We start from the raw sequence: 22,065 nt of genomic DNA, 5'->3' as shown, positions 1-22,065 counted from the left end.
TACGGAGGCTTTTAAAACATTCATTTATTTAAGCTTTGGCAATACTTGGCTGACTTGAGCCAATCTTTTCAGATTCACTTTCATTCATAATCAAAGCCACTGCAATTGCGGTAATCAACACAGGTAAACCTACTGCCATAAAGTTAAAATGCGCTGGTAAGTTCATCCCTAATAAGCCACCAATCAAGATTGGACCAACAATTGCTCCCATACGACCAATCGCAGATGACCAGCCAATCCCTGTTGAACGAACTGCCAATGGATAGTACTGAGCTACGTAGCTGTATAACAACATCTGTGAACCAATCGATGCAGCACCTGCCAAGAACACCAAGATGTAAAGTAACAGCATATTCGACTGGAAGCCCATTAAGCTCATCACAATCGCACCCATTAAACCCAAGAACATCAATACAGGTTTTAAATGGTAACGGTCTGCCAAGATACCACCGCCAACGATCCCCACTACCGCTCCAACATTCATGACCATCATGAACATTAAGCTATTATCCATTGAGTAGCCCGCAGCCATCATCAATTTCGGTAACCAGCTGCTGAGTGCGTACATGGTTAATAAGCATGTAAAGAATGCAACCCAGAACAACAATGTATTTACAGCGCGACCGCGACGGAACAAGCTGACAACAGTTGCCGATTCAGGCTCATCTACTTGATCAAGCTCGAAAGTTGTATCTTTCTCAACTTTTACTTTAGGTTCAATCTTCGCCACAATTTGACGAGCTTCTTCCTGACGATTTTCTTTTACGATGAAAGTTAAAGACTCAGGTAAGAATTTCCAAATAATTGGAAGTAAAAGTAATGGAATACCTGCGATAAAGAACATGATTTCCCAACCAAAACTTGGTGTAAACCATGAACCTAATAATGCAGCCATCACACCACCTACCGCATAACCACTAAACATAGTAGTTACCAAGGTGCTACGCATTTTTTGAGGTGCATATTCTGAGGTCAAAGCCACAAGGTTTGGCATAACACCACCAATCCCTAAACCTGCCAAGAAACGCAAAATACCGAACTCAGTTGGATTGGATGCAAAACCACCCGCAAAGGTTAATCCACTGAATAAAATAATACAGATCATAATGACTTTTTTACGGCCAATCTTATCTGCTAAAGAACCAAAAATCATTGCGCCAAACATCATCCCTGCAAGTGCAGTACTTGCGAGCATGCCTGCTTGAACAGCACTTAAACCCCATTCATCCATCAATAATGGTAAAACTACGCCATTAATTGCTAAGTCATAACCATCAAACAGGATAATGAGTAAACACCAAGCGACAACATTGAAGTGAAATGGTGTGAATTTAGCATGGTCAATAATTTTATTGACGTTCATTGCTTGCTGTGACATTCCTCACCTCCTGTGAGAGATCGTATTTCAATAATCTTTAAGCACGATCCAACCAACTTTGAATTTAATTGTTGTGAGCCACGCATCAAAATTGTGTGCTTAAAGTCTGTGAGGTAAATTTCACATAATTCTGTGTTAATAAAAATTGAACGTTAGTCTAAAATCCAATCAAAATTAGGCTTTTTATCTAAATATCGCATTAGACCAAAGTTTGTTTGACTTACGAAAATCAGTGTTTCCATCATTTTATTGGTGAGTAATGATGATATCTCGCTCAAATACGAATTTATTAAATTACTTATTTCATTATGATATTTTTCACTTAATTTAATAAAAAACCTCATAGATCAAAATCCATGAGGTCTCGAACAATTAATATAACTTTTTGTCTAATTTAATCTGAATAATTTCATTATCATCTGCAAGTTTTGCATTACGTCCACTCGAACCAGGGAAATTATTGTCATTCAACACTGTGATTAAATCAGGTCCTTCAATCACAATATCTTCAATGGTAAAGAATGGAAAACCGAAACGCTCACCCGTCATAATATCGCCCTCACGTGGCGTACCATATAATAGATTTGGATTCGGAATATCCATTAAATTGACCAAGTCAGTCTTATTAACCAACCTCTTCGGTTCATTCAGTTGTATGCGAACTAATTTCTTGAAACCACCAATATTATTTTCAGAATCATCGCGCTCAATCACAACACCTTCATTTTGACTAAATAACTGGAAATCACCAATTGCTGTTGCTTTAGGGTCGAGCTCAAAATAGTAATGGTCATTTGTATATGCTTTTTTAGCAATATCAAATTTTGAAATTAATAAATGTCTTTGCACATTCTTGCTTAATGGTTTTTCCAGCATTGGATATAAATATTGACCATCTGGAGAAATAGCCATGCCTTCAAATCCACCACTTCTTTGCACGAGCGCATTTTCTATTTCAGCCGCACTTTGATGAAGTTGATTTTGTGGAGATCGAAGCTCCTCTCCTTCTTTTTCAGGATGAGGCAATGCAATCGGAGCACTCTTTAAAACACCATCAGCACTAAAATGCAGTAAAAATGGACCGAATTCATCTCCTATCCAAATATCGCCATTTTTATCACGCTGTATAGATTCCGGATCAAAATCAGCACCTGTTAAAAGGCGTTCTGGCGTACTCTCATTGACAATTTTGAACGGTACTAACTTATTCGGATCACGAAGCTGTATATGAGACAGTACTTTAACGTTATTTGAGTTGGTCTTAGCAGTTCTAAAATCTACTGAAATATTATAAAGACGTAATAGGTAGTCTGCTGAGTTATCTTGTGCCCCAAATCCATTATCAGACATTACAAGATACGTTCCATCAGCATTTTTTAATGCCCCAGAAAATCCTTGAACTGGCTGACCTTTAAATGGTGGATAAATACCATTTGCACCTTTAACATAAAGTCCCGAATCTGGTCCATCGGCATAGGTAGCTACATCAAGCTTTGCAAATGAAACAAGTGTAGGTTCCTTTATCTGATTTTGTTGATCTGAGGTGATCTTATCATCAGAATCATTACAACCGCTAAGGGCTAAAAATGACAATAGTACTGTGCTTAAAAGTGTCTTGTTCATAAATCCATATGTATCACTTAATTAAGGACTCATGATTAAACGGCATGATGGTGTCATTCCTCTGACAGATCAATGAAGATTTGATGAAGGCTTTTATTATTAGTTCCTCACTATATAAAAATCTTTATCAGTGAGTTCTAAAATACATTTCCCTTTATATTTATTTTTATATCTTTATTTCAATTTTTCCACATAAAAAAACACCCCCTTCGAATGAAGGAGGTGTTTAGAATAATGAGCTGGCGATGACTTACTCTCACATGGGTAACCCCACACTACCATCAGCGCTAAGAGGTTTCACTTCTGAGTTCGGGAAGGGATCAGGTGGTTCACTCTTGCTATTGTCGCCAGCACAACTGTTGTGACTTTGCTTGGGTCTTATTCGCATATATTGTTTGCGTGCCTTTGCTTGGTCAAAGAAGTTATTAACAGCTATTTGAGTTGCTTTAGTTTGTGCAGTTTAGCGTTTTATCTAACTAAATCAAGTTATTTGTCATGATTTGAACCACAACACCAACTGTTTGGGTGTTGTATAGTCAAGCCTCACGAGTAATTAGTATTGGTCAGCTTCATACGTCACCGTACTTCCACATCCAACCTATCAACGTTGTAGTCTTCAACGGCTCTTTAGAGGACATAAAGTCCTTGGGAAATCTAATCTTGAGGTAGGCTTCCCGCTTAGATGCTTTCAGCGGTTATCCCTTCCGAACATAGCTACCCGGCGATGCGACTGGCGTCACAACCGGTACACCAGAGGTTCGTCCACTCTGGTCCTCTCGTACTAGGAGCAGATCCTCTCAAATTTCCAACGCCCACGGTAGATAGGGACCGAACTGTCTCACGACGTTCTAAACCCAGCTCGCGTACCTCTTTAAATGGCGAACAGCCATACCCTTGGGACCTGCTTCAGCCCCAGGATGAGATGAGCCGACATCGAGGTGCCAAACACCGCCGTCGATATGAACTCTTGGGCGGTATCAGCCTGTTATCCCCAGAGTACCTTTTATCCGTTGAGCGATGGCCCTTCCATACAGAACCACCGGATCACTAAGACCTACTTTCGTACCTGCTCGACTTGTGGGTCTCGCAGTTAAGCGCGCTTTTGCCTTTATACTCTACGCGTGATTTCCGACCACGCTGAGCGCACCTTCGTACTCCTCCGTTACTCTTTAGGAGGAGACCGCCCCAGTCAAACTACCCACCAGACATGGTCCTCGCTCCAGATAATGGAGCAGAGTTAGAACCTCAATATTACCAGGGTGGTATTTCAAGGACGGCTCCATAGAAACTGGCGTTTCTACTTCAAAGCCTCCCACCTATCCTACACAAGTAAGATCAAAGTTCAATGTCAAGCTGCAGTAAAGGTTCACGGGGTCTTTCCGTCTAGCCGCGGGTACACCGCATCTTCACGGCGAATTCGATTTCACTGAGCCTCTGCTGGAGACAGCGCCGCCATCATTATGCCATTCGTGCAGGTCGGAACTTACCCGACAAGGAATTTCGCTACCTTAGGACCGTTATAGTTACGGCCGCCGTTTACTGGGGCTTCGATCAAGAGCTTCGCTTACGCTAACCCCATCAATTAACCTTCCAGCACCGGGCAGGCATCACACCCTATACGTCCACTTTCGTGTTTGCAGAGTGCTATGTTTTTAATAAACAGTTGCAGCGGCCTGGTTTCTGAGGCTGCCAGTAGCTCAAGGAGCAAGTCCTATCACCGCCGGCAGCGTACCTTCTCCCGAAGTTACGGTACCATTTTGCCTAGTTCCTTCAGCAGAGTTCTCTCAAGCGCTTTGGTCTACTCGACCTGACCACCTGTGTCGGTTTCGGGTACGATTCCTGTGTAACTGAAGCTTAGAGACTTTTCCTGGAAGTATGGTATCAGCCACTTCGCTAGTAAACTAGCTTGCTATCGATTCTCAGCATAGAGTACCCCGGATTTGCCTAAGATACATGCCTACAATCTTCCACCTGGACAACCAACGCCAGGCTGACTTAACCTTCTCCGTCCTCTCATCGCATTACACAGAAGTATTGGAATATTAACCAATTTCCCATCGACTACGCCTCTCGGCCTCGCCTTAGGGGTCGACTCACCCAGCCCCGATTAACGTTGGACTGGAACCCTTGGTCTTTCAGCGAACGGGTTTTTCACCCGTTTTATCGTTACTCACGTCAGCATTCGCACTTCTGATACCTCCAGCAGACTTCTCAATCCACCTTCATCGGCTTACAGAACGCTCCCCTACCACTTGCAATAAATTGCAAATCCGCAGCTTCGGTACATAGTTTTAGCCCCGTTACATCTTCCGCGCAGGCCGACTCGACTAGTGAGCTATTACGCTTTCTTTAAAGGGTGGCTGCTTCTAAGCCAACCTCCTAGCTGTCTATGCCTTCCCACATCGTTTCCCACTTAACTATGATTTAGGGACCTTAGCTGGCGGTCTGGATTGTTTTCCTCTTGACTACGGACGTTAGCACCCGCAGTCTGTCTCCCGGATAGTACTCATTGGTATTCGGAGTTTGCATCGGTTTGGTAAGTCGGGATGACCCCCTAGCCGAAACAGTGCTCTACCCCCAATGGTATTCGTCCGAGGCGCTACCTAAATAGCTTTCGGGGAGAACCAGCTATCACCAGGCTTGATTAGCCTTTCACCCCTATCCACAAGTCATCCCCTGGCTTTTCAACGACAGTGGGTTCGGTCCTCCAGTAAGTGTTACCTCACCTTCAACCTGCTCATGGATAGATCGCCTGGTTTCGGGTCTACACCCAGCAACTAAACGCCCTATTAAGACTCGATTTCTCTACGGCTCCCCTATTCGGTTAACCTTGCTACTGAATGTAAGTCGCTGACCCATTATACAAAAGGTACGCAGTCACATCACGAAGATGCTCCCACTGCTTGTATGCATGCGGTTTCAGGATCTATTTCACTCCCCTCACAGGGGTTCTTTTCGCCTTTCCCTCACGGTACTGGTTCACTATCGGTCAGTCAGGAGTATTTAGCCTTGGAGGATGGTCCCCCCATATTCAGACAAGGTTTCACGTGCCCCGCCCTACTCGACATCATCATGTAAGCCCTTTCGTGTACAGGACTATCACCTACTATGGTTGCACTTCCCAGAGCATTCCACTAAAGCTTACATAACTTAATGGGCTTTTCCCCTTTCGCTCGCCGCTACTGAGGGAATCTCAATTGATTTCTTTTCCTACGGGTACTGAGATGTTTCACTTCCCCGCGTTTGCCTTGCAACACTATGTATTCATGTTGCAATACCTATCTTATGATAGGTGGGTTCCCCCATTCAGATATCTCCGGATCACAGGATATTTGCCGCCTCCCCGGAGCTTTTCGCAGGCTATCACGTCTTTCATCGCCTCTGACTGCCAAGGCATCCACCACATGCACTTAATTACTTGACTATACAACCCCAAACAGTCGTTCGATCCTACAAGTAGATCGTTCAACATTACAGTTTGAAGTACTGTGTATCTAAACACTGTACAGCTTCAATTCAAATTCATATACCAAAACGCTTGATTCAGTTAATTTCGCTAGTTCTCATTTCAATCACTTCAACTCAATAACTTACGTTATCTCGTTTCCGCTCTTTCTATGAGTATGAACAAATTATTTCAACTCAAATATATGCTGTTAATGATTCACTACGTCTTCGTCAGATCGCAGTCAACTGTGATAAATCACAGAGCTTAATAATCAAGGCGTGCAGTATACACAGCTTTATTACTAAGCTCTATAAGCTATCAACTCGTTTGCTTACTACGTATTCGAATGAATACGTGGTGGAGACTAGGAGAGTCGAACTCCTGACCTCCTGCGTGCAAAGCAGGCGCTCTACCAACTAAGCTAAGTCCCCAGCTTATCATTTAGATCAATGTATCTTTCTTCTGTATGAATTGCTTCGTCAGTAGTGGTGGGTCTGACAAGACTTGAACTTGTGACCCCACGCTTATCAAGCGTGTGCTCTAACCAACTGAGCTACAGACCCTCAGATACATCGTCATGAAGAACAACTTGTTGTGGATTCTTACCAATCGTCAATCTTTCGTTAAGGAGGTGATCCAGCCGCAGGTTCCCCTACGGCTACCTTGTTACGACTTCACCCCAGTCATCGGCCACACCGTGGTAAGCGTCCTCCTTACGGTTAGACTACCTACTTCTGGTGCAACAAACTCCCATGGTGTGACGGGCGGTGTGTACAAGGCCCGGGAACGTATTCACCGCGGCATTCTGATCCGCGATTACTAGCGATTCCGACTTCATGGAGTCGAGTTGCAGACTCCAATCCGGACTACGATCGGCTTTTTGAGATTAGCATCCTATCGCTAGGTAGCAACCCTTTGTACCGACCATTGTAGCACGTGTGTAGCCCTGGTCGTAAGGGCCATGATGACTTGACGTCGTCCCCGCCTTCCTCCAGTTTGTCACTGGCAGTATCCTTAAAGTTCCCGGCTTAACCCGCTGGCAAATAAGGAAAAGGGTTGCGCTCGTTGCGGGACTTAACCCAACATCTCACGACACGAGCTGACGACAGCCATGCAGCACCTGTATGTAAGTTCCCGAAGGCACCAATCCATCTCTGGAAAGTTCTTACTATGTCAAGACCAGGTAAGGTTCTTCGCGTTGCATCGAATTAAACCACATGCTCCACCGCTTGTGCGGGCCCCCGTCAATTCATTTGAGTTTTAGTCTTGCGACCGTACTCCCCAGGCGGTCTACTTATCGCGTTAGCTGCGCCACTAAAGCCTCAAAGGCCCCAACGGCTAGTAGACATCGTTTACGGCATGGACTACCAGGGTATCTAATCCTGTTTGCTCCCCATGCTTTCGTACCTCAGCGTCAGTATTAGGCCAGATGGCTGCCTTCGCCATCGGTATTCCTCCAGATCTCTACGCATTTCACCGCTACACCTGGAATTCTACCATCCTCTCCCATACTCTAGCTTCCCAGTATCGAATGCAATTCCCAAGTTAAGCTCGGGGATTTCACATCCGACTTAAAAAGCCGCCTACGCACGCTTTACGCCCAGTAAATCCGATTAACGCTCGCACCCTCTGTATTACCGCGGCTGCTGGCACAGAGTTAGCCGGTGCTTATTCTGCGAGTAACGTCCACTATCCAAGAGTATTAATCTTAGTAGCCTCCTCCTCGCTTAAAGTGCTTTACAACCAAAAGGCCTTCTTCACACACGCGGCATGGCTGGATCAGGCTTCCGCCCATTGTCCAATATTCCCCACTGCTGCCTCCCGTAGGAGTCTGGGCCGTGTCTCAGTCCCAGTGTGGCGGATCATCCTCTCAGACCCGCTACAGATCGTCGCCTTGGTAGGCCTTTACCCCACCAACTAGCTAATCCGACTTAGGCTCATCTATTAGCGCAAGGCCCGAAGGTCCCCTGCTTTCTCCCGTAGGACGTATGCGGTATTAGCATCCCTTTCGAGATGTTGTCCCCCACTAATAGGCAGATTCCTAAGCATTACTCACCCGTCCGCCGCTAGGTCCAGTAGCAAGCTACCTTCCCCCGCTCGACTTGCATGTGTTAAGCCTGCCGCCAGCGTTCAATCTGAGCCATGATCAAACTCTTCAGTTTAAAATCAATAGTACCTAAAGGGTACCAATCTTGGCTCATCAATTACTGACAAAAAATTTGCTCAAATAAACTTCGAGAAATTTCTACCAATTATTAATGATAATATATATCGATCAATCAACCAGTAAAAATCCACACAAGTTGTTCTTCATAATCTCTTAATGATCTTCTTAATGCTTCGTCAGCATCAAGCTAGGTCGGCTATATTACCCTTTCTTTTCAGAAAGTCAACTAGCAATGTTAATTTATTTTCTAACTCATTCTCAAAACTTAGATCCAACATATTCAGCTAAATCCTTGTTTTTCAACAAGTTTTAATCAACATCACCGCCGATGGATGTGCATTATAGGCTATTTATTTTCTTACGCAACTACTTTTTCAATCTTTTCTATTTGTTTGTATAGTTAATAAACCAATGACACATTAACTATATGTTTTTTATATACAATTTTTATTTGTATAAACCTTTAACTCTTGTCACTGTCTAAATAAGACAAAATCATTGCACTTAATTCCCGCTTAAGCTGTTGTTCTGAAATAAGAAAATCATTGTTGCTTACAAACCTCATCATTGTGAACAAGGTACTATTAATAATCACAAAAGATTTATGCTTGAGTGTTTCAAAGTCCCAATGACGATAAAAACGATTAAATACATATAAACCAACTTCAAAAAAATGCTTTTCTAAAACCTTTGCTGCTTCTGAATTGTTATAGCCATGCCAATGCTTGAGGACTTCAAAGAAGAAACCATTATCTTCTCTCATTACATCAAATCCGAATTGAAGACTAACATCGACTAAGGTTTTTAAATCCATTTCTTCTTGATTCATCGCCAGCGCTTTAAGTGACAAACCTAAGTTTTCACTCTTACGGCGTAACAATTCTAAAATTATCTGATCTTTATTTTCGAAATATTGATAGATAGAGCCTACGCTCACCCCTGATTTTTCAGATATTTTTGGCGTAGTGACTTGATCTAGGCCCATTTCAGAAATGCATATCAGAGTCGCTTCCAAAATACTATCGACTACCAGCTTTGCTCTTTGTTGTTGTGGTCTTTTTCTCATAGCTGCCATTCTAATAATGCGAATTGAATGCGAATAAATATTCATATTAATCTTTGATCAAACAATAACCAGATTAATTACACCATGTCAAATTTTAGCATTCCAAAACGTATGGCTTCATATGAGCGAATGAAGCGTAGCGATCTATTGTCCAAGCTTCTACACAAAATGACCGATCAAAACTTCATTCCAACTTATGCTGAATATTTAGAGTTAAATGAAAGTTTACATACGGGTGATGTGCCGATGGATCGCTTAATGGATTGGGTGATGACCAATCCACGCGAAAATCGAAAGCTTTTTGAAACAGCCTTATATCAAGGCTTAGATGCTCTTCCCAAACCAGTCCCTGAAATCAAAGCATTCTTTGATCTCGTGGAACAACAGCCTGTTTGGTTCGATCAAGAAAAAATTGATCGTGCAATTCAATTCACACATCGTTTAGGCTCGAATGTCACTTTTATTATGCGTGATCTCGCGCTAATGACTGGATATCAATACCCTGGCTTTAATCAACCTTTAATTTTAACAGGTGCTCTAAGCAAATATGCAGGCAAGCGCTTAGCAGAAACGCATAAATGGTGGCTAGATGTTACTAAGCCGAACGGATTTCAACGCTTTAATGATGGCTTTACTTCAACAATTTTTGTGCGTTTCATCCATTCTTTAGTTCGCTACCATCTAAAAAAATCTAAAGATTGGGACTGGGATATTTGGGGAATGCCGATTAACCAATATGATCAGGCAATGACAAATATTGCTTTCAGCGGTGTAATGCTTTTAGGTATTCGAGCAATCGGTATTTTTCCAACTAAAAGTGAAGTCGATGCGATTATGCATTTTTGGAAATATACAGGCTGGTTGATGGGTGTTGACGAACACTGGCTGATTGATAAAGAGTCTGAAGGCTGGAAATTATTGCAATGGATGAATTATGCTCACCCTCAAGTGGATGAAAGTAGTCGTCAGCTTGCAGTAAGCCTATCCAAAGAACCATTTGAACGCGAATATAAACATTTTAAACGTTTCATGCAGAAGAAAGCCTACCAGAATCACTTAGATGTTACCCAAATCTTTATGGGCCGTAAAAAAATGAAAAATTTAGGGCTTAAGCCTCGAATACTGCCGTGGTATCCACTGTATCTACTGACCAAAAATACTGTGATTTATGCTGGCGCAAAAAAAATACCAAAGCTTGATCTTTATTTACAGCGTAAAGGGCGATCACAACAAGAACAAGCTCTCGATTTATATCAAAATGCAGGAAAACAGCTGGCAAGTATGCATCAATAAATAAAAAACCGAGCTAAGGCTCGGTTTTTTGCATGTATATTTTTAAGCCATTTTTAATGTTGCCTCTTGCTCAGCTCGAAGTGCTGATGGAGAGCGTGCTAGATAATCCAAAGCTTGTTGAGTATTACCTTCTTGCACTGGATGAAACTTTGGACTAAACCAACGGATAGTAGCTAAAGTTAAATGACTGAAGGTAGGAATATGATCGGTCTTACGACTAATTTTTTCCATTTGCATAATGAGTCTTAAAGTACCCATATGTCTAAACTTACCTGCATCTTTATCTTGTTTCAAAATTGTTTTGCCGCCTTCAACCCAAACCGCTGCCATAATAGGGAAGATAAAGGTCATCAAAGCATTTTTTGAAATTTGGAAATTAAACTCTGATTCAAACATATGTTTAAACAAATCATACGCAACCGTACGATGTTCAACTTCTTCAGCAAGATGCCAACGGAATAGATCAGCCATGATTGGATCGGCTTTATCCAATGAAGTATTGTCCAAGCTCCACTGCCCTGCCACACCAGTATAGTGCTCAATGGCTGCAATCACACCCAGTCGGAAGATTAACCAACGTTTTTCACCAACCACTTTTTTCATCATTTTGATACCTACTGGATTTTCTCCCAAAAGGATTTCAAAAAGATAATGCATGCGTTGAATGAACGGCTTTACATCTAATCCATGTTGATCAAAATAAACTTGTGCATGTTGATGAGTACGACCATGAATCGCTTCTTGCTGAATAAAACCTTTCACGTCAGCTTTTAATTGTTCGTCTTTGACGAACGGTAAAGCTTTATTAAATACACGGCAAAACCAAAACTCACCCGCAGGTAAAATCATATGTGCTGTATTCAACATATGGGTGGAAACAGGGTCATTTTCAATCCAATGCTTTGGAATATGATTGAAATCAAATTTTACTTTACGACCATGTAGTTGATGAACTTGACTCATTGTTGTCATTTTATTATCCATTACTTCTTTTTTTATTATTTTTAAAATAATGATAACCTCATCACAATATCATTTAAGGACATTCATATTTTATGTCTGACAATTTTAAAGAAAACACCCATTCAGACGGCGATCTAAATGGGTGTTAGGCTTAATACGTCAAATAAACTGAATATGACTAGAACTTCATACTCACACGCGCCCAATAATTACGTCCTATATTATTAAATTGCTCATTCTGTGCAAAACCAAATCCAGCACTACCTGCTTTATTTAAGTGTTCCGTATAAACTTTATCCAGAACATTATCAATTCCAATACTCAAATCAACACCTTGATGAATTTGATAAGTACCATTTAAAGACAGCGTCGAGAAACCTGAACTCGTTTTAAAGTCCTTACCTACAATATTACCTTGATTAATACTGACACGATCCTGCCCATCTACCACACGCCACAATAAACCTAAGTTAAAACGCTCTTGCACATATCTTAAATTTACACGTGCTTCCAACGGTGATATTTGAGGTAAAGGTTGATGATCAGTTGTGTTTTTTCCCCAAGCATACATCGCACTAAGATCTGCCTGAACAGCATCGGTAAATTGATAACCTACACCAGCTTCTGCCCCTGCGATTGTCGCATCGACATTTCTAGAATCAGCAGCATTTTTACCATGACCAGTCATTTTTGCTGGGTCATAATTCAATAATATGAAATCATCGATCAAACCAGCATAAGCTGATGCCCATGAACTGAATGCCCCGTGATTATGTTGGTATCCAACATCCAACTGTAAGGTTTTTTCTGTTTCTAAATCCTTGAAGGTAGCAACAGCATTGCCTTGATAATCTGTCTTAAACAACTCCCAATAATCTGGTACGCGCTCTACATAGCCTAGACCAACATAGGTTTTAGCATCATGCTCTGGATGCTGATTTTCAAACCGTATAAAACCACTTGGTAATGTTTCCTGACGTTCTTGAACCATTTTTAAGTTTTTAATCTTAACTTGATCAACCCGAACACCTGTGACCAACTTATTATGATCATTCAATGGATATGATAATTCAGTGAACCCACCATAAGATTGAAACTTCATATCCTCTGTCAGTGGAGTATTCATCATTGGCATGCTTGAATGATACATTCCACCAGCATGTTGATTATTCTGAGTATCAACACCCGTAATGAATATTGCTTTATCCCACTTCATCGTTGTGGCTAAACGTGCATTCAAAGTACGACGTGTCACATTCATAGCGCGATCCGCGCCATCAACATCACGCAAACTAAAATTATCCATCACATGATCATTAAAGTTGTAATTGACTTGCGCCTCAACTTTTTTAACTACCTCTGAGAGATTCTTTTTCTCAAATCTTAATCCCAAGCTCTCGCGGGCAAATTTAGAACCATCCATATCTCGCCCAGCATATACAGCCTCACCATCAGCCTTACCGCCAGTTAACTCGATCCATGTATCTGCATTAGGTGTCCAGCCCAATGCTAAATCTGCATTCCATCGTTTCCAATCTGATGGTACGGTCGCCCCATTACCATCTTGATAACTATTTGAGACTGATCGGTTGCTATTGATTCGAATATATTTTTGTTCATCTCCTACCGCTGCCTCAATATTTTGGTCTAAACGCCCAAAAGAGCCCATTAATACACTTGCCTGACCTCGATAATTTTTTTCATCATTCAATTGTTCTGGGCCTCGCTCGAAAATCACTGTTGCTGCTGAACCTGTGTTGGCGTACTGGACAGTTTGGGGACCTTTAATCACCGAGATTCGATCATAGCTCTCAGGTGAGATATACGAAGTCGGTGAATCCATACGACTCGGGCATGCGCCTAAATTTTCAGTTCCATCTGTTAGAATTTTGATTCGTGATCCAAACATTCCACGAAAGGTCACATCACCGTTCGTACCTGCACCACTATTTACGCTGCTAAACCCTACAATACTTTGTAAGTAATCTGCGCCATCCGACGCAGGAATAGGCTGAATGGGTTGCTTCGGGTTTGCACGTACAATCAAGCCATTAGCATCATTACCTTGTAGAGCTGTAGCAACAATTGGCGCTAAGTTCGTCGTGTGTGTATCAGGTGTTGGATTTAAAGTTGTAGATTGGACTTCAGCAAATGAAGTTTGCGAAATAAAGGCAATAGAAATCGCAGCCGCTAGTGGCTGTAAATAGAATTTTGGCTGAGCCATGATATATTCACTCAAAATTTAAATATGACAATGCTAGAGTCATTCAAGACCCTAAAAATAAAGACAATATTTAAGAAAAGAGTGGTGGTGCCCGACCTTGAGGTAAAAGGAATAAACGCTGTAAGTCGAAATAAATATGTTTGAACGCTTTTTGGAATGCGATCAAACGTATATTCAAACGTACAAAAACTTCTTTCACATTCAGCTCAGGTGGCAAAATCAAATTACCAAATACAGTACAGTATTGGCATTGATGGTTTGGATCATGATGATCGTGCCCACTATGCGAGGATTCAACATAGCGCTTAGACTCATGATGTTCATGTAACGCATGTGAAGTGGAAACATGATGAGCATGATGAACGAGCGTTGTAATACTAGAATGATTAGGCTGTTCGAATAAGGCACGGGTGATCGTTTCGCAGACCGGCGCAATTTGATATTGCGCTGGAAGCAAAGGCTGAAGAAAAACAGCGATCTGTAATAATACTGCTGCGAAACTCAGCAGCAACCCATTGCGGAACAAATTGTCATTCCAAATAAAATTTGAGCAATTATAACAAAGCCCAATCGAAATTGGGCTTTATCAATATATTTAAAGTTCTTAGAAAATTAACGCTTTACAGCAACTTTTTCTTTTTGACGCTGACGAACGACTTTTTCTACCTTTTCACGCGCTCTTTGGCGTTTTAAAGGAGATAAATAATCAACAAATAATTTTCCGTTCAGATGATCCATTTCGTGCTGGATACATACTGCCAAAAGACCATCAGCTTCTAATTCAAAAGCTTGCCCTTCTAAGTTAATTGCGTCAATTTTGACGCGTGACGGACGCTCAACTTTATCGTATATTTGTGGAACTGATAGACAACCCTCTTCATAAGGTTGGGTATCTTCAGTTAATGGGGTGACTTTAGGATTAATAAAAACCATCGGCTGATTTTTATCTTCAGACAAGTCCATGACGATAAGCTGAATATGATGATCAACTTGGGTTGCAGCTAGACCAATACCTGGTGCTTCATACATGGTTTCAAACATGTCTGCAGCAAGTTGACGAATTTCATCCGTCACTTCCTCTACAGGTTTGGCAATAGTACGCAAACGGGGATCAGGAAAACTTAAAATTGGTAATAAGGCCATGCTGCTCCTCACCGGCTATGCCATTGATCTTAAAAATTAAATGAAGTTAATGCTTCATCAAATAATACGTGTAATATGCGTATTATAGCGCAAATAGATACATAATTTTAGGAATTATGATAATGAAAAAGGTTTTCAATGGCATGGCTTTTTCACATGCTCTGGGGTTAAAGAAACACTGCCTTTCACTTGCAATTTGCATTAGTGCGGGCTTGTTTACCGCGCAAATGACACAAGCCAGTCCAAATGTAAGCCCACCATCGATTAAGGCCGGTGCTCCTCACGTTTATGTGGTCAAAAAAGGCGACACTTTGTGGGATATTTCAGGTAAATTTTTGCGCTCACCTTGGCGTTGGAAAGAAATTTGGGCATCCAATAAACATGTCAAAAATCCACACTGGATCTACCCGGGTGATCGCTTACTACTCTGTACATTAGATGGGCGTCCACTGATTGGTAAAGATGAAGGTGACGGTTGTGAAGGCGTTATTCGTCGTCATCTTGGTGCTATCAATCTAAAACCTCAAGTACGTGTTGAAAGCTTAGGGAATACCATTCCAATTATTCCCTTGGATGATATTCAACCTTGGCTAGAAAGAAGTATTATCGTTGCGCTTGATTCTTTGCAAAGCACACCTTATATTCTCGGTTCGGCAGATCGTCGTATCGTTGCTGGGGAAGGTCAAACAGTTTATGCACGTGGTCAAGGGATTAACCCTGGACAAAGCTACGGTGTTTATCGTGAAGCTGAACCGTATGTTTTCTTAGATGAAAAAGGGAAAAAATACACAGGTGCACTTGAACTGATTGAGGTAGCTACTGCAGTCGCTGTTGCCAACGAAAATGAAATTTCAACTTTAGAGCTTAAACAAAGTTTTAATGCCGAAGTTCGTCGCGGTGATTACGTTTTACCTAAATTTCAAAATGAATTACCAAGTCTCTTCTATCCAACGGCAACAACGGATATTCAGCCAGGCGGTCAAGTGATTCGTGTTATGGGTTCTATTGGTACAGCAGCTCAACATAGTGTTGTCACCATTAACCGAGGAAACGTTCACGGTGCAAAAAATGGTCACGTGTTAAGTATTTTCCAACAAGGCGAAGTGGTTAAAGACCCGAAGACCAAAGAAAATATTCAACTGCCTAATCAGCGTGTGGGCAATTTAATGATTTTTAAAACTTTCGATCAATTAAGTTACGCTTACGTGCTAGACAGCGCACTTCCAATTAAAGTAGGTGCTGTATTAGAACCATCACCAATGGTTGAAAATTAAAATTAGGTGCGGATATGTTGAACGAGATTAACGACCATCAGTTGGCTTATATTAAACTCTGGTACCTCGTTCAACATTCACTCAGTGCTTATCAAAAACTTGTTCAGCATTTTGGTTCAGCTCAAGATGCTGTACAGAAAAATCATCTAAATCAATGGCATCAGCTCAACTTACATAAAAACCATATCGAGCGTGCATCTCAATTTTTCTCTGATCAACAGCAACAAGAATTTGAGCGAATTCTGCATCAAATTCATCAACATTCTGATTTTATGCTCACTGAGCAAGATCCAGACTATCCTCAGCAATTGTTGCCCTATCATGACCGCCCCCCAATTTTATTTGGGAAAGGTAAAGCACAACATTTATCTGAAGCACAAATTGCCATTGTTGGAAGCCGTAAACCAAGTCCACATGGCAAACAAGTCGCATATGATTTTGCGTATTATCTGAGTGATCAAGGTTTTTATATCACGAGTGGCCTAGCACAAGGCATTGATGAAGCAGCCCATCAGGGTGCTTTGCAACATGGCAGAACAATCGCCGTTATCGGCACAGGGTTAGATTTAATTTACCCATCACAAAATCGCCCATTACATGATCAAATCTTGAAGCAGAACGGGACCATCATTTCTGAGTTTTTACCCGGGACAAAACCGCTTCAGCATAATTTTCCACGCAGAAATAGAATTGTAAGTGGCTTAAGTTTAGGGATATTGGTAGCGGAAGCTCAATTGGGCAGTGGTTCATTAATTACGGCCCAAGCTGCTGCAAATCAAGGTAAAACGACCTTTGCGATTCCAGGTCATATTTATAGTGAATTTCATCAAGGTTGCCATCAGTTGATTCGTGAAGGTGCCATCTTAGTTGATCATCCTGATCAGATCATTGAAGATTTAGCCCTGCCGACTCAATGGCAGCATCAACAAGCATCTCTGTTACGAAAAAACAATCCTAATGAGTTCCAAAATGACGAAATAGTTCATTCAGTAGTCCATCCAAAGCTAGAGAAGCATGAGGATGATGAGCATTCGATTCCTATACATTTGTTAGCTGTATTTCAACAATTAGATTGGGTTGGACGCGATCTCGATCAAATTGCAGCTACCCTTGATTTAGACACAGCGACACTCACCAGCCACTTGATGGAGTTAGAACTTTTAGGACGCTGTATTCAACAATCTGGGTTATACCTACGTTGCCGTAATTAAAATTAAGGTTCACAATAGTCTTTTCAATCAAGAGAATGGTGAACGCTTATGTTAACAACCTCAGTTGCTGAGGCTGCTCAATGTCTAAAACAAGGTCATGTTTTGGCTTATCCTACAGAAGCAGTATGGGGCTTAGGTTGCGACCCTTTTAATGAAAATGCTTTTAAAGAAATTTTAAGATTAAAACAGCGCCCTATCGAAAAAGGGGTGATCTTACTGGCTGGTCAAGTCAGTCAGGTTGAACATTTATTATCAAAGCTGCCTCAAGACCGCCGTGATGCGGTGATTGAAAGTTGGTCACAAACATCTTATCAAGATCGCGCCACCACATGGCTTCTCCCAGCTGATGAGCAAATACCACTTTGGATTCGAGGCAAACATCCTAAGGTTGCTATCCGAGTCACCAACCATCCTCTTTGCATCGCACTGTGTAACGCATTTGATGGGTTCATTGTTTCAACCAGTGCAAATCCTGCTGGTTTAGACCCCGCTCGCTCATTGCAAGAAGTCAATCAGTACTTTGGTGCTGAATTAAATTATTTAAATGGAGATTTAGGCCTGAGCCAAGAACCTAGCCGAATATTAGATGCAGAAACAGGTGATGTCATTCGTGCTTAAAAAGCATGATATGCTGAGACTTAAAACTTATTATTTAAGACAAAAAAAAGCTCAGTCATAAAGGTATTGACTGAGCATATAAAAGGATGTGCTAATCACATCCAGAGGGTTCAGAAATTCATCTGTACAGAAAAAGAGTGTATTATCGCTTTCTCTGCAGTACGCATATTATGCTACAAAAAAAAATATTACACAATTACTAAGACTTAGAGTTTCAAATCATCATTTTTCTTATAAAGATTAATTATTAGTTCAATTGATATAATTAAGTACCTATTTTTAATTATTAATTTTACTTTTTAAAAAGCCTAATGATAGTTAATTTAGATCAATAAGCTTTTATAGATTTTAAGTATAATAAAAAAACAAATCGATTGTCTGTTTTTTAAACACTCTTAGCCTTTATGAATGAAGTTTTTTTCTGTGCTAAAGCAATACCTATCAAAATCACGATTCCGCCTAAACTGTGATAAATCGTCCATGCTTCTTTCAACCAAACATAAGCAATAATGGCGGTAAAGATTGGCATTAAGTTCATAAAGATGCTGGTTCGATTTGGGCCTAAATGTTGAACAGCCAACATCCATACTAACGGCGCAATAATCGAAGGGAAAATTCCCGCATATAACACACTCAAGCCGTTATCCAGATCAATTGCATCGAGCCCCAATACGGCAACGAATGGTAAGTGGTACAACACTGCAAAACCAATCTGAATATAAAGACTAATCATTAAAGGGAGCTCGAGTTGCCACTTTTTGAGAAATACACCATAAAAAGCATAGAAGAATACCGCGACGATCATAATCATGTCGCCCCAATGCCCACCCAGATGCATCAGTGTATCTAGACGCCCCTGACCGATGACATAAATCAGCCCGATAAATGATAAAATACTACCCACCACTGCAAATCGAGTTGGAAACTCTTTTAAAATCATCAGTGAAACAAAAATGGTGAAAATTGGAATAAAGGCATTAATTATGCCCATATTGGTTGCAGTCGTGTAATGTGCTGCGGTGTAAGCTAACCCCTGATAAAGCACCATACCAAATGCACTCAGCACTGCTAATTTCACTATATTTTGTCGTACCAAAGTACGCTGTTTGATGACTTTAGGCAGGATAAAGGGTGTTAAAATCAAAAAGGCAATAATCCAACGATAAAAACTAATACTGACAGGTGAAATATACTCTGCAACATATCGTGTAATGGCTATATTCAACGACCAAATCAATACAGCAATGACTGGCAATGATAAAGCCCAGAGCAAATGCTTTTTTTCAAATGTCATATTTTCATCCTAATTTTTATTTAATCGTTAAGATCAAGTTTTCATCAATTTTTAGACTTTTTCATTCCATGAAACACACTCCCCCTTCATTGTTAATGACTGCAGAACAGCCATCTAAGTCTGAGATTTTTACTTAAAAAATTAAGTAGAGTGCTGTTCTATTTTAAAACACTTTTCACTTTTTTACAGGGATTCCTCTACAAAACAACACTAGAAGCTGTGTGTGAGCTATGAGATCGTAAATGCTTGAATTTTCCCATCTACGGGTTAACTGAATATTTTTTAATGTGCTTCATCGTGAATGTAAGTGCATTGAACCGAGCATATAAAAAGGATAAATTATGAAAAAACTTCTCATTGCATCACTATGCACTACAGCTGTTTTTCTAACCGCTTGTGATAAAAAGTCTAACGATCAATCCTCACCTACTGCCGCTGAAACGGTTCAAAGCAATACATTAAGTACCAATGTAAATGCAGATATTCAACATGACTTAGATTTACTGGATCAAATTTCAAATACAAAAGCTCAAGAGGCTTTGGCATTTCAAAACGAAGTGACACAAGCTGCGCAAAACAATAATAAAGCTGAATTAGACGCAGTGGTTGAGAAGATGGATAACTATGTGGATCAATTTAATGATGATCTGGACAAACTTGCGCTCAAAAGTACTGAAGGTGCATCTCTTCGAGATAAAATGAAAGAATCGAATGAGCTTGGATTGGACCTCGCAGAAGCAGGTGTTAAAGAAAAGCCTGATATGAATGAAATCACTGAACTACAAAAGAAAGCTGTTGAGTTACAACAAAGCTTGTTACAGGACATGCAGAATCTTAAAAACCAAGTCGGGACAAAATCTTAACTCATAAAGCAGGCCGTCAGGCCTGTTTTTTTTCACTGTAGACACCTTGGTGAGATCAATATGCCATGGTATTTTCAATCTACATATTTTAAGTACTTTATGATTAGGACATTGAAATGGCTTCAGTTTATAACATTCCAGTAAATACAATTCAGGGGCAGCCTGTTGATTTATCACAATACGAAGGCAAAGTATTATTGATCGTGAATGTAGCGTCTAAATGCGGCCTTACGCCACAGTACGAAGGTCTGCAAAAACTTTATAGTGAAAAAAAACAACAAGGATTCGAAATTCTTGGCTTTCCTTCCAATGACTTTCTTGAACAAGAACCAGGAAGCAATGAAGAGATTGAACAATTTTGTTCAGTGAATTATCAAGTGGACTTCCCTCTTTTTGCGAAAATTCCAGTGGTTGGGGAGAATAAACATCCGCTATATGAAACTTTAACAAATGCCATTCCAGAGCGTATTGGTGAGGGGCCTTGGTGGAAAGATCTGGTTGATTATGGTTTAACGCCTAATAATCCCCCTGAAGTATTATGGAATTTTGAGAAATTCTTAGTTTCAAAAACAGGGGAAGTCGTTGCTCGTTTTGCACCAGACATCACTGCAGATGATGCGCGTATTGTTGATGCAATTAATGCTGAACTGGCGAAATAATCTCATCAAGATCAAGTGACGATCTTGTCACTTGATTATTTCTTATTCAATTCAATAAATATCTTCATTAATCTGTCAAAATCATAAGTTACTCTTTCACATTAAAATTTTTGTTATTGCTTTGCAAATATTCAGATTTAACTCATATTTGTATCGTATCTTGAAATGAAGTGATTAACGATTTGGTTTTATTAATGAAAGTATTTCAAAGCATTATTACCCCTTTTGCATTATTTGGTTTCGGTCTCGTAATGCTAGGCTGTCAACCGCAACCACAACCCGATCAAGCAAAGGAATCAACAGCAGCTAATGTTGAAGAATCTTCTCCTGTCCAAGTCACTGATCCAGCTGACTTAAAGTCAGGTAATATGTTTTATATTGTACGTGATGTGGCAGATGTACAGCTGAAAGCAGGTGGATATATTGAGCAAATTCAACAGCTACAATCTGATTTAGAACAAGCTGTAAATAATAAAGATCCACAAAAGTTAGATCAGTCAGTGCAAAGTTTGAAATCTCAATTACTAGGATTTAATGAGGCATTGACAGGACTTGACCTAAAAAGCCAAGAAATTTCCCAGATTCGTTCTAATATTTTAACGGCAAATCAAAATGTATTAGCTTCACCATTACTAAACGGCCAAGTGAATTTAAACAACATCGATTTTGCAGCTTTAGAAAAGCAAATGGGTAATATCCAAGGCGAAATGGTGAAATTAGCCAGTATGCTTTTGACTCAGTCCGGATCATCTACAGAAAATAATCAAGCCGAAGATTGATATACATTATTCTCACAAAATAGAGATGGTGGAGTGAGTGATTTGTCTTTAATTTGGATCTT

At 40.5% G+C, this 22,065-nt stretch carries 14 protein-coding genes, 2 tRNA genes, 3 rRNA genes and 1 pseudogene; 7 read left to right on the top strand and 13 right to left on the bottom strand.

Annotation, left to right across the window (positions count from 1 at the left end; translation table 11 throughout):
• Positions 1–28: 28 nt before the first annotated feature.
• The 8 genes from AC1M9E_RS00785 to AC1M9E_RS00750 all read right to left on the bottom strand — a co-directional run bounded on the left by AC1M9E_RS00785 (position 29) and on the right by AC1M9E_RS00750 (position 9,682).
• The gene (locus tag AC1M9E_RS00785) at positions 29–1,378 is read right to left on the bottom strand and encodes an aromatic acid/H+ symport family MFS transporter (RefSeq protein WP_092767403.1); all 1,350 of its coding nucleotides are present in this window, start codon (positions 1,376–1,378) and stop codon (positions 29–31) included.
• Between the two features lie 372 nt (positions 1,379–1,750).
• Positions 1,751–3,001: an esterase-like activity of phytase family protein gene (locus tag AC1M9E_RS00780; protein WP_488224934.1), complete on the bottom strand. Its 1,251-nt coding sequence runs from the start codon at positions 2,999–3,001 to the stop codon at positions 1,751–1,753.
• 237 nt (positions 3,002–3,238) lie between these two features.
• Positions 3,239–3,353 (bottom strand): 5S ribosomal RNA (gene rrf, locus AC1M9E_RS00775).
• 180 nt (positions 3,354–3,533) lie between these two features.
• Positions 3,534–6,425, bottom strand: a 23S ribosomal RNA gene (locus tag AC1M9E_RS00770).
• A gap of 379 nt (positions 6,426–6,804) precedes the next feature.
• Positions 6,805–6,880: transfer RNA gene (locus tag AC1M9E_RS00765), tRNA-Ala, on the bottom strand.
• A gap of 55 nt (positions 6,881–6,935) precedes the next feature.
• A tRNA-Ile gene (locus AC1M9E_RS00760) sits at positions 6,936–7,012 on the bottom strand.
• 61 nt (positions 7,013–7,073) lie between these two features.
• Positions 7,074–8,611: ribosomal RNA gene (locus AC1M9E_RS00755) — 16S ribosomal RNA — on the bottom strand.
• The 16S, 23S and 5S rRNA genes sit together here with 2 tRNA genes alongside, the layout of an rRNA operon.
• Before the next feature lie 468 nt (positions 8,612–9,079).
• Positions 9,080–9,682: a TetR/AcrR family transcriptional regulator gene (locus AC1M9E_RS00750; RefSeq protein ID WP_035268244.1), complete on the bottom strand. Its 603-nt coding sequence runs from the start codon at positions 9,680–9,682 to the stop codon at positions 9,080–9,082.
• Positions 9,683–9,766: 84 nt separating this feature from the next.
• On the opposite strand from AC1M9E_RS00750, the gene AC1M9E_RS00745 reads away from it, so the two are divergent.
• A complete protein-coding gene (locus AC1M9E_RS00745; RefSeq protein WP_481590710.1) occupies positions 9,767–10,975 on the top strand; it encodes an oxygenase MpaB family protein in 1,209 nt (402 codons plus the stop codon).
• 42 nt (positions 10,976–11,017) lie between these two features.
• Here AC1M9E_RS00745 and AC1M9E_RS00740 read toward each other — a convergent pair whose 3' ends face one another.
• The 4 genes and pseudogenes from AC1M9E_RS00740 to def form a co-directional block, all read right to left on the bottom strand.
• The gene (locus tag AC1M9E_RS00740) at positions 11,018–11,947 is read right to left on the bottom strand and encodes a metal-dependent hydrolase (RefSeq protein WP_092768017.1); all 930 of its coding nucleotides are present in this window, start codon (positions 11,945–11,947) and stop codon (positions 11,018–11,020) included.
• Between the two features lie 169 nt (positions 11,948–12,116).
• On the bottom strand, positions 12,117–14,162 hold the full coding sequence (locus AC1M9E_RS00735) for a TonB-dependent copper receptor (protein WP_488224933.1): 2,046 nt from the start codon (positions 14,160–14,162) through the stop codon (positions 12,117–12,119).
• A gap of 70 nt (positions 14,163–14,232) precedes the next feature.
• Positions 14,233–14,439: pseudogene (locus AC1M9E_RS00730) on the bottom strand (DUF2946 domain-containing protein); the annotation flags it as partial.
• 335 nt (positions 14,440–14,774) lie between these two features.
• Positions 14,775–15,305 (bottom strand): peptide deformylase, encoded by a 531-nt coding sequence (def, locus tag AC1M9E_RS00725; protein WP_035268228.1) that lies wholly within the window; start codon positions 15,303–15,305, stop codon positions 14,775–14,777.
• A 122-nt stretch (positions 15,306–15,427) separates the two neighbouring features.
• On the opposite strand from def, the gene AC1M9E_RS00720 reads away from it, so the two are divergent.
• From AC1M9E_RS00720 to tsaC, 3 genes are read left to right on the top strand one after another with little or no spacing between them, the layout of a single operon-like run.
• Positions 15,428–16,579, top strand: coding sequence for a LysM peptidoglycan-binding domain-containing protein (locus AC1M9E_RS00720; protein ID WP_488224932.1), 1,152 nt, complete (start codon positions 15,428–15,430; stop codon positions 16,577–16,579).
• 14 nt (positions 16,580–16,593) lie between these two features.
• The gene (gene dprA / locus AC1M9E_RS00715) at positions 16,594–17,790 is read left to right on the top strand and encodes a DNA-processing protein DprA (protein WP_481608086.1); all 1,197 of its coding nucleotides are present in this window, start codon (positions 16,594–16,596) and stop codon (positions 17,788–17,790) included.
• A gap of 48 nt (positions 17,791–17,838) precedes the next feature.
• Positions 17,839–18,408: an L-threonylcarbamoyladenylate synthase type 1 TsaC gene (gene tsaC / locus AC1M9E_RS00710; protein ID WP_481592437.1), complete on the top strand. Its 570-nt coding sequence runs from the start codon at positions 17,839–17,841 to the stop codon at positions 18,406–18,408.
• Between the two features lie 385 nt (positions 18,409–18,793).
• Here tsaC and AC1M9E_RS00705 read toward each other — a convergent pair whose 3' ends face one another.
• Positions 18,794–19,702, bottom strand: a complete 909-nt coding sequence (locus AC1M9E_RS00705; protein ID WP_035268220.1) for a DMT family transporter — start codon at positions 19,700–19,702, stop codon at positions 18,794–18,796.
• A gap of 341 nt (positions 19,703–20,043) precedes the next feature.
• Between AC1M9E_RS00705 and AC1M9E_RS00700 the strand changes: the two genes are divergently transcribed.
• From AC1M9E_RS00700 to AC1M9E_RS00690, 3 genes are all read left to right on the top strand, one after another.
• The gene (locus tag AC1M9E_RS00700; protein WP_092767874.1) at positions 20,044–20,565 is read left to right on the top strand and encodes a hypothetical protein; all 522 of its coding nucleotides are present in this window, start codon (positions 20,044–20,046) and stop codon (positions 20,563–20,565) included.
• 116 nt (positions 20,566–20,681) lie between these two features.
• Positions 20,682–21,224 carry a glutathione peroxidase gene (locus tag AC1M9E_RS00695; RefSeq protein ID WP_481590704.1) on the top strand — a complete coding sequence of 181 codons (543 nt, stop codon included), beginning with the start codon at positions 20,682–20,684 and terminating at the stop codon, positions 21,222–21,224.
• A gap of 194 nt (positions 21,225–21,418) precedes the next feature.
• On the top strand, positions 21,419–22,003 hold the full coding sequence (locus AC1M9E_RS00690; RefSeq protein ID WP_488224931.1) for a hypothetical protein: 585 nt from the start codon (positions 21,419–21,421) through the stop codon (positions 22,001–22,003).
• Positions 22,004–22,065: the final 62 nt, after the last annotated feature.

The sequence above is a fragment of the Acinetobacter sp. 24-47-47 genome, from assembly GCF_057737035.1.
Note: the sequence above shows the minus strand (reverse complement) of the source record. Positions and strands in the feature narration are given on the sequence as shown.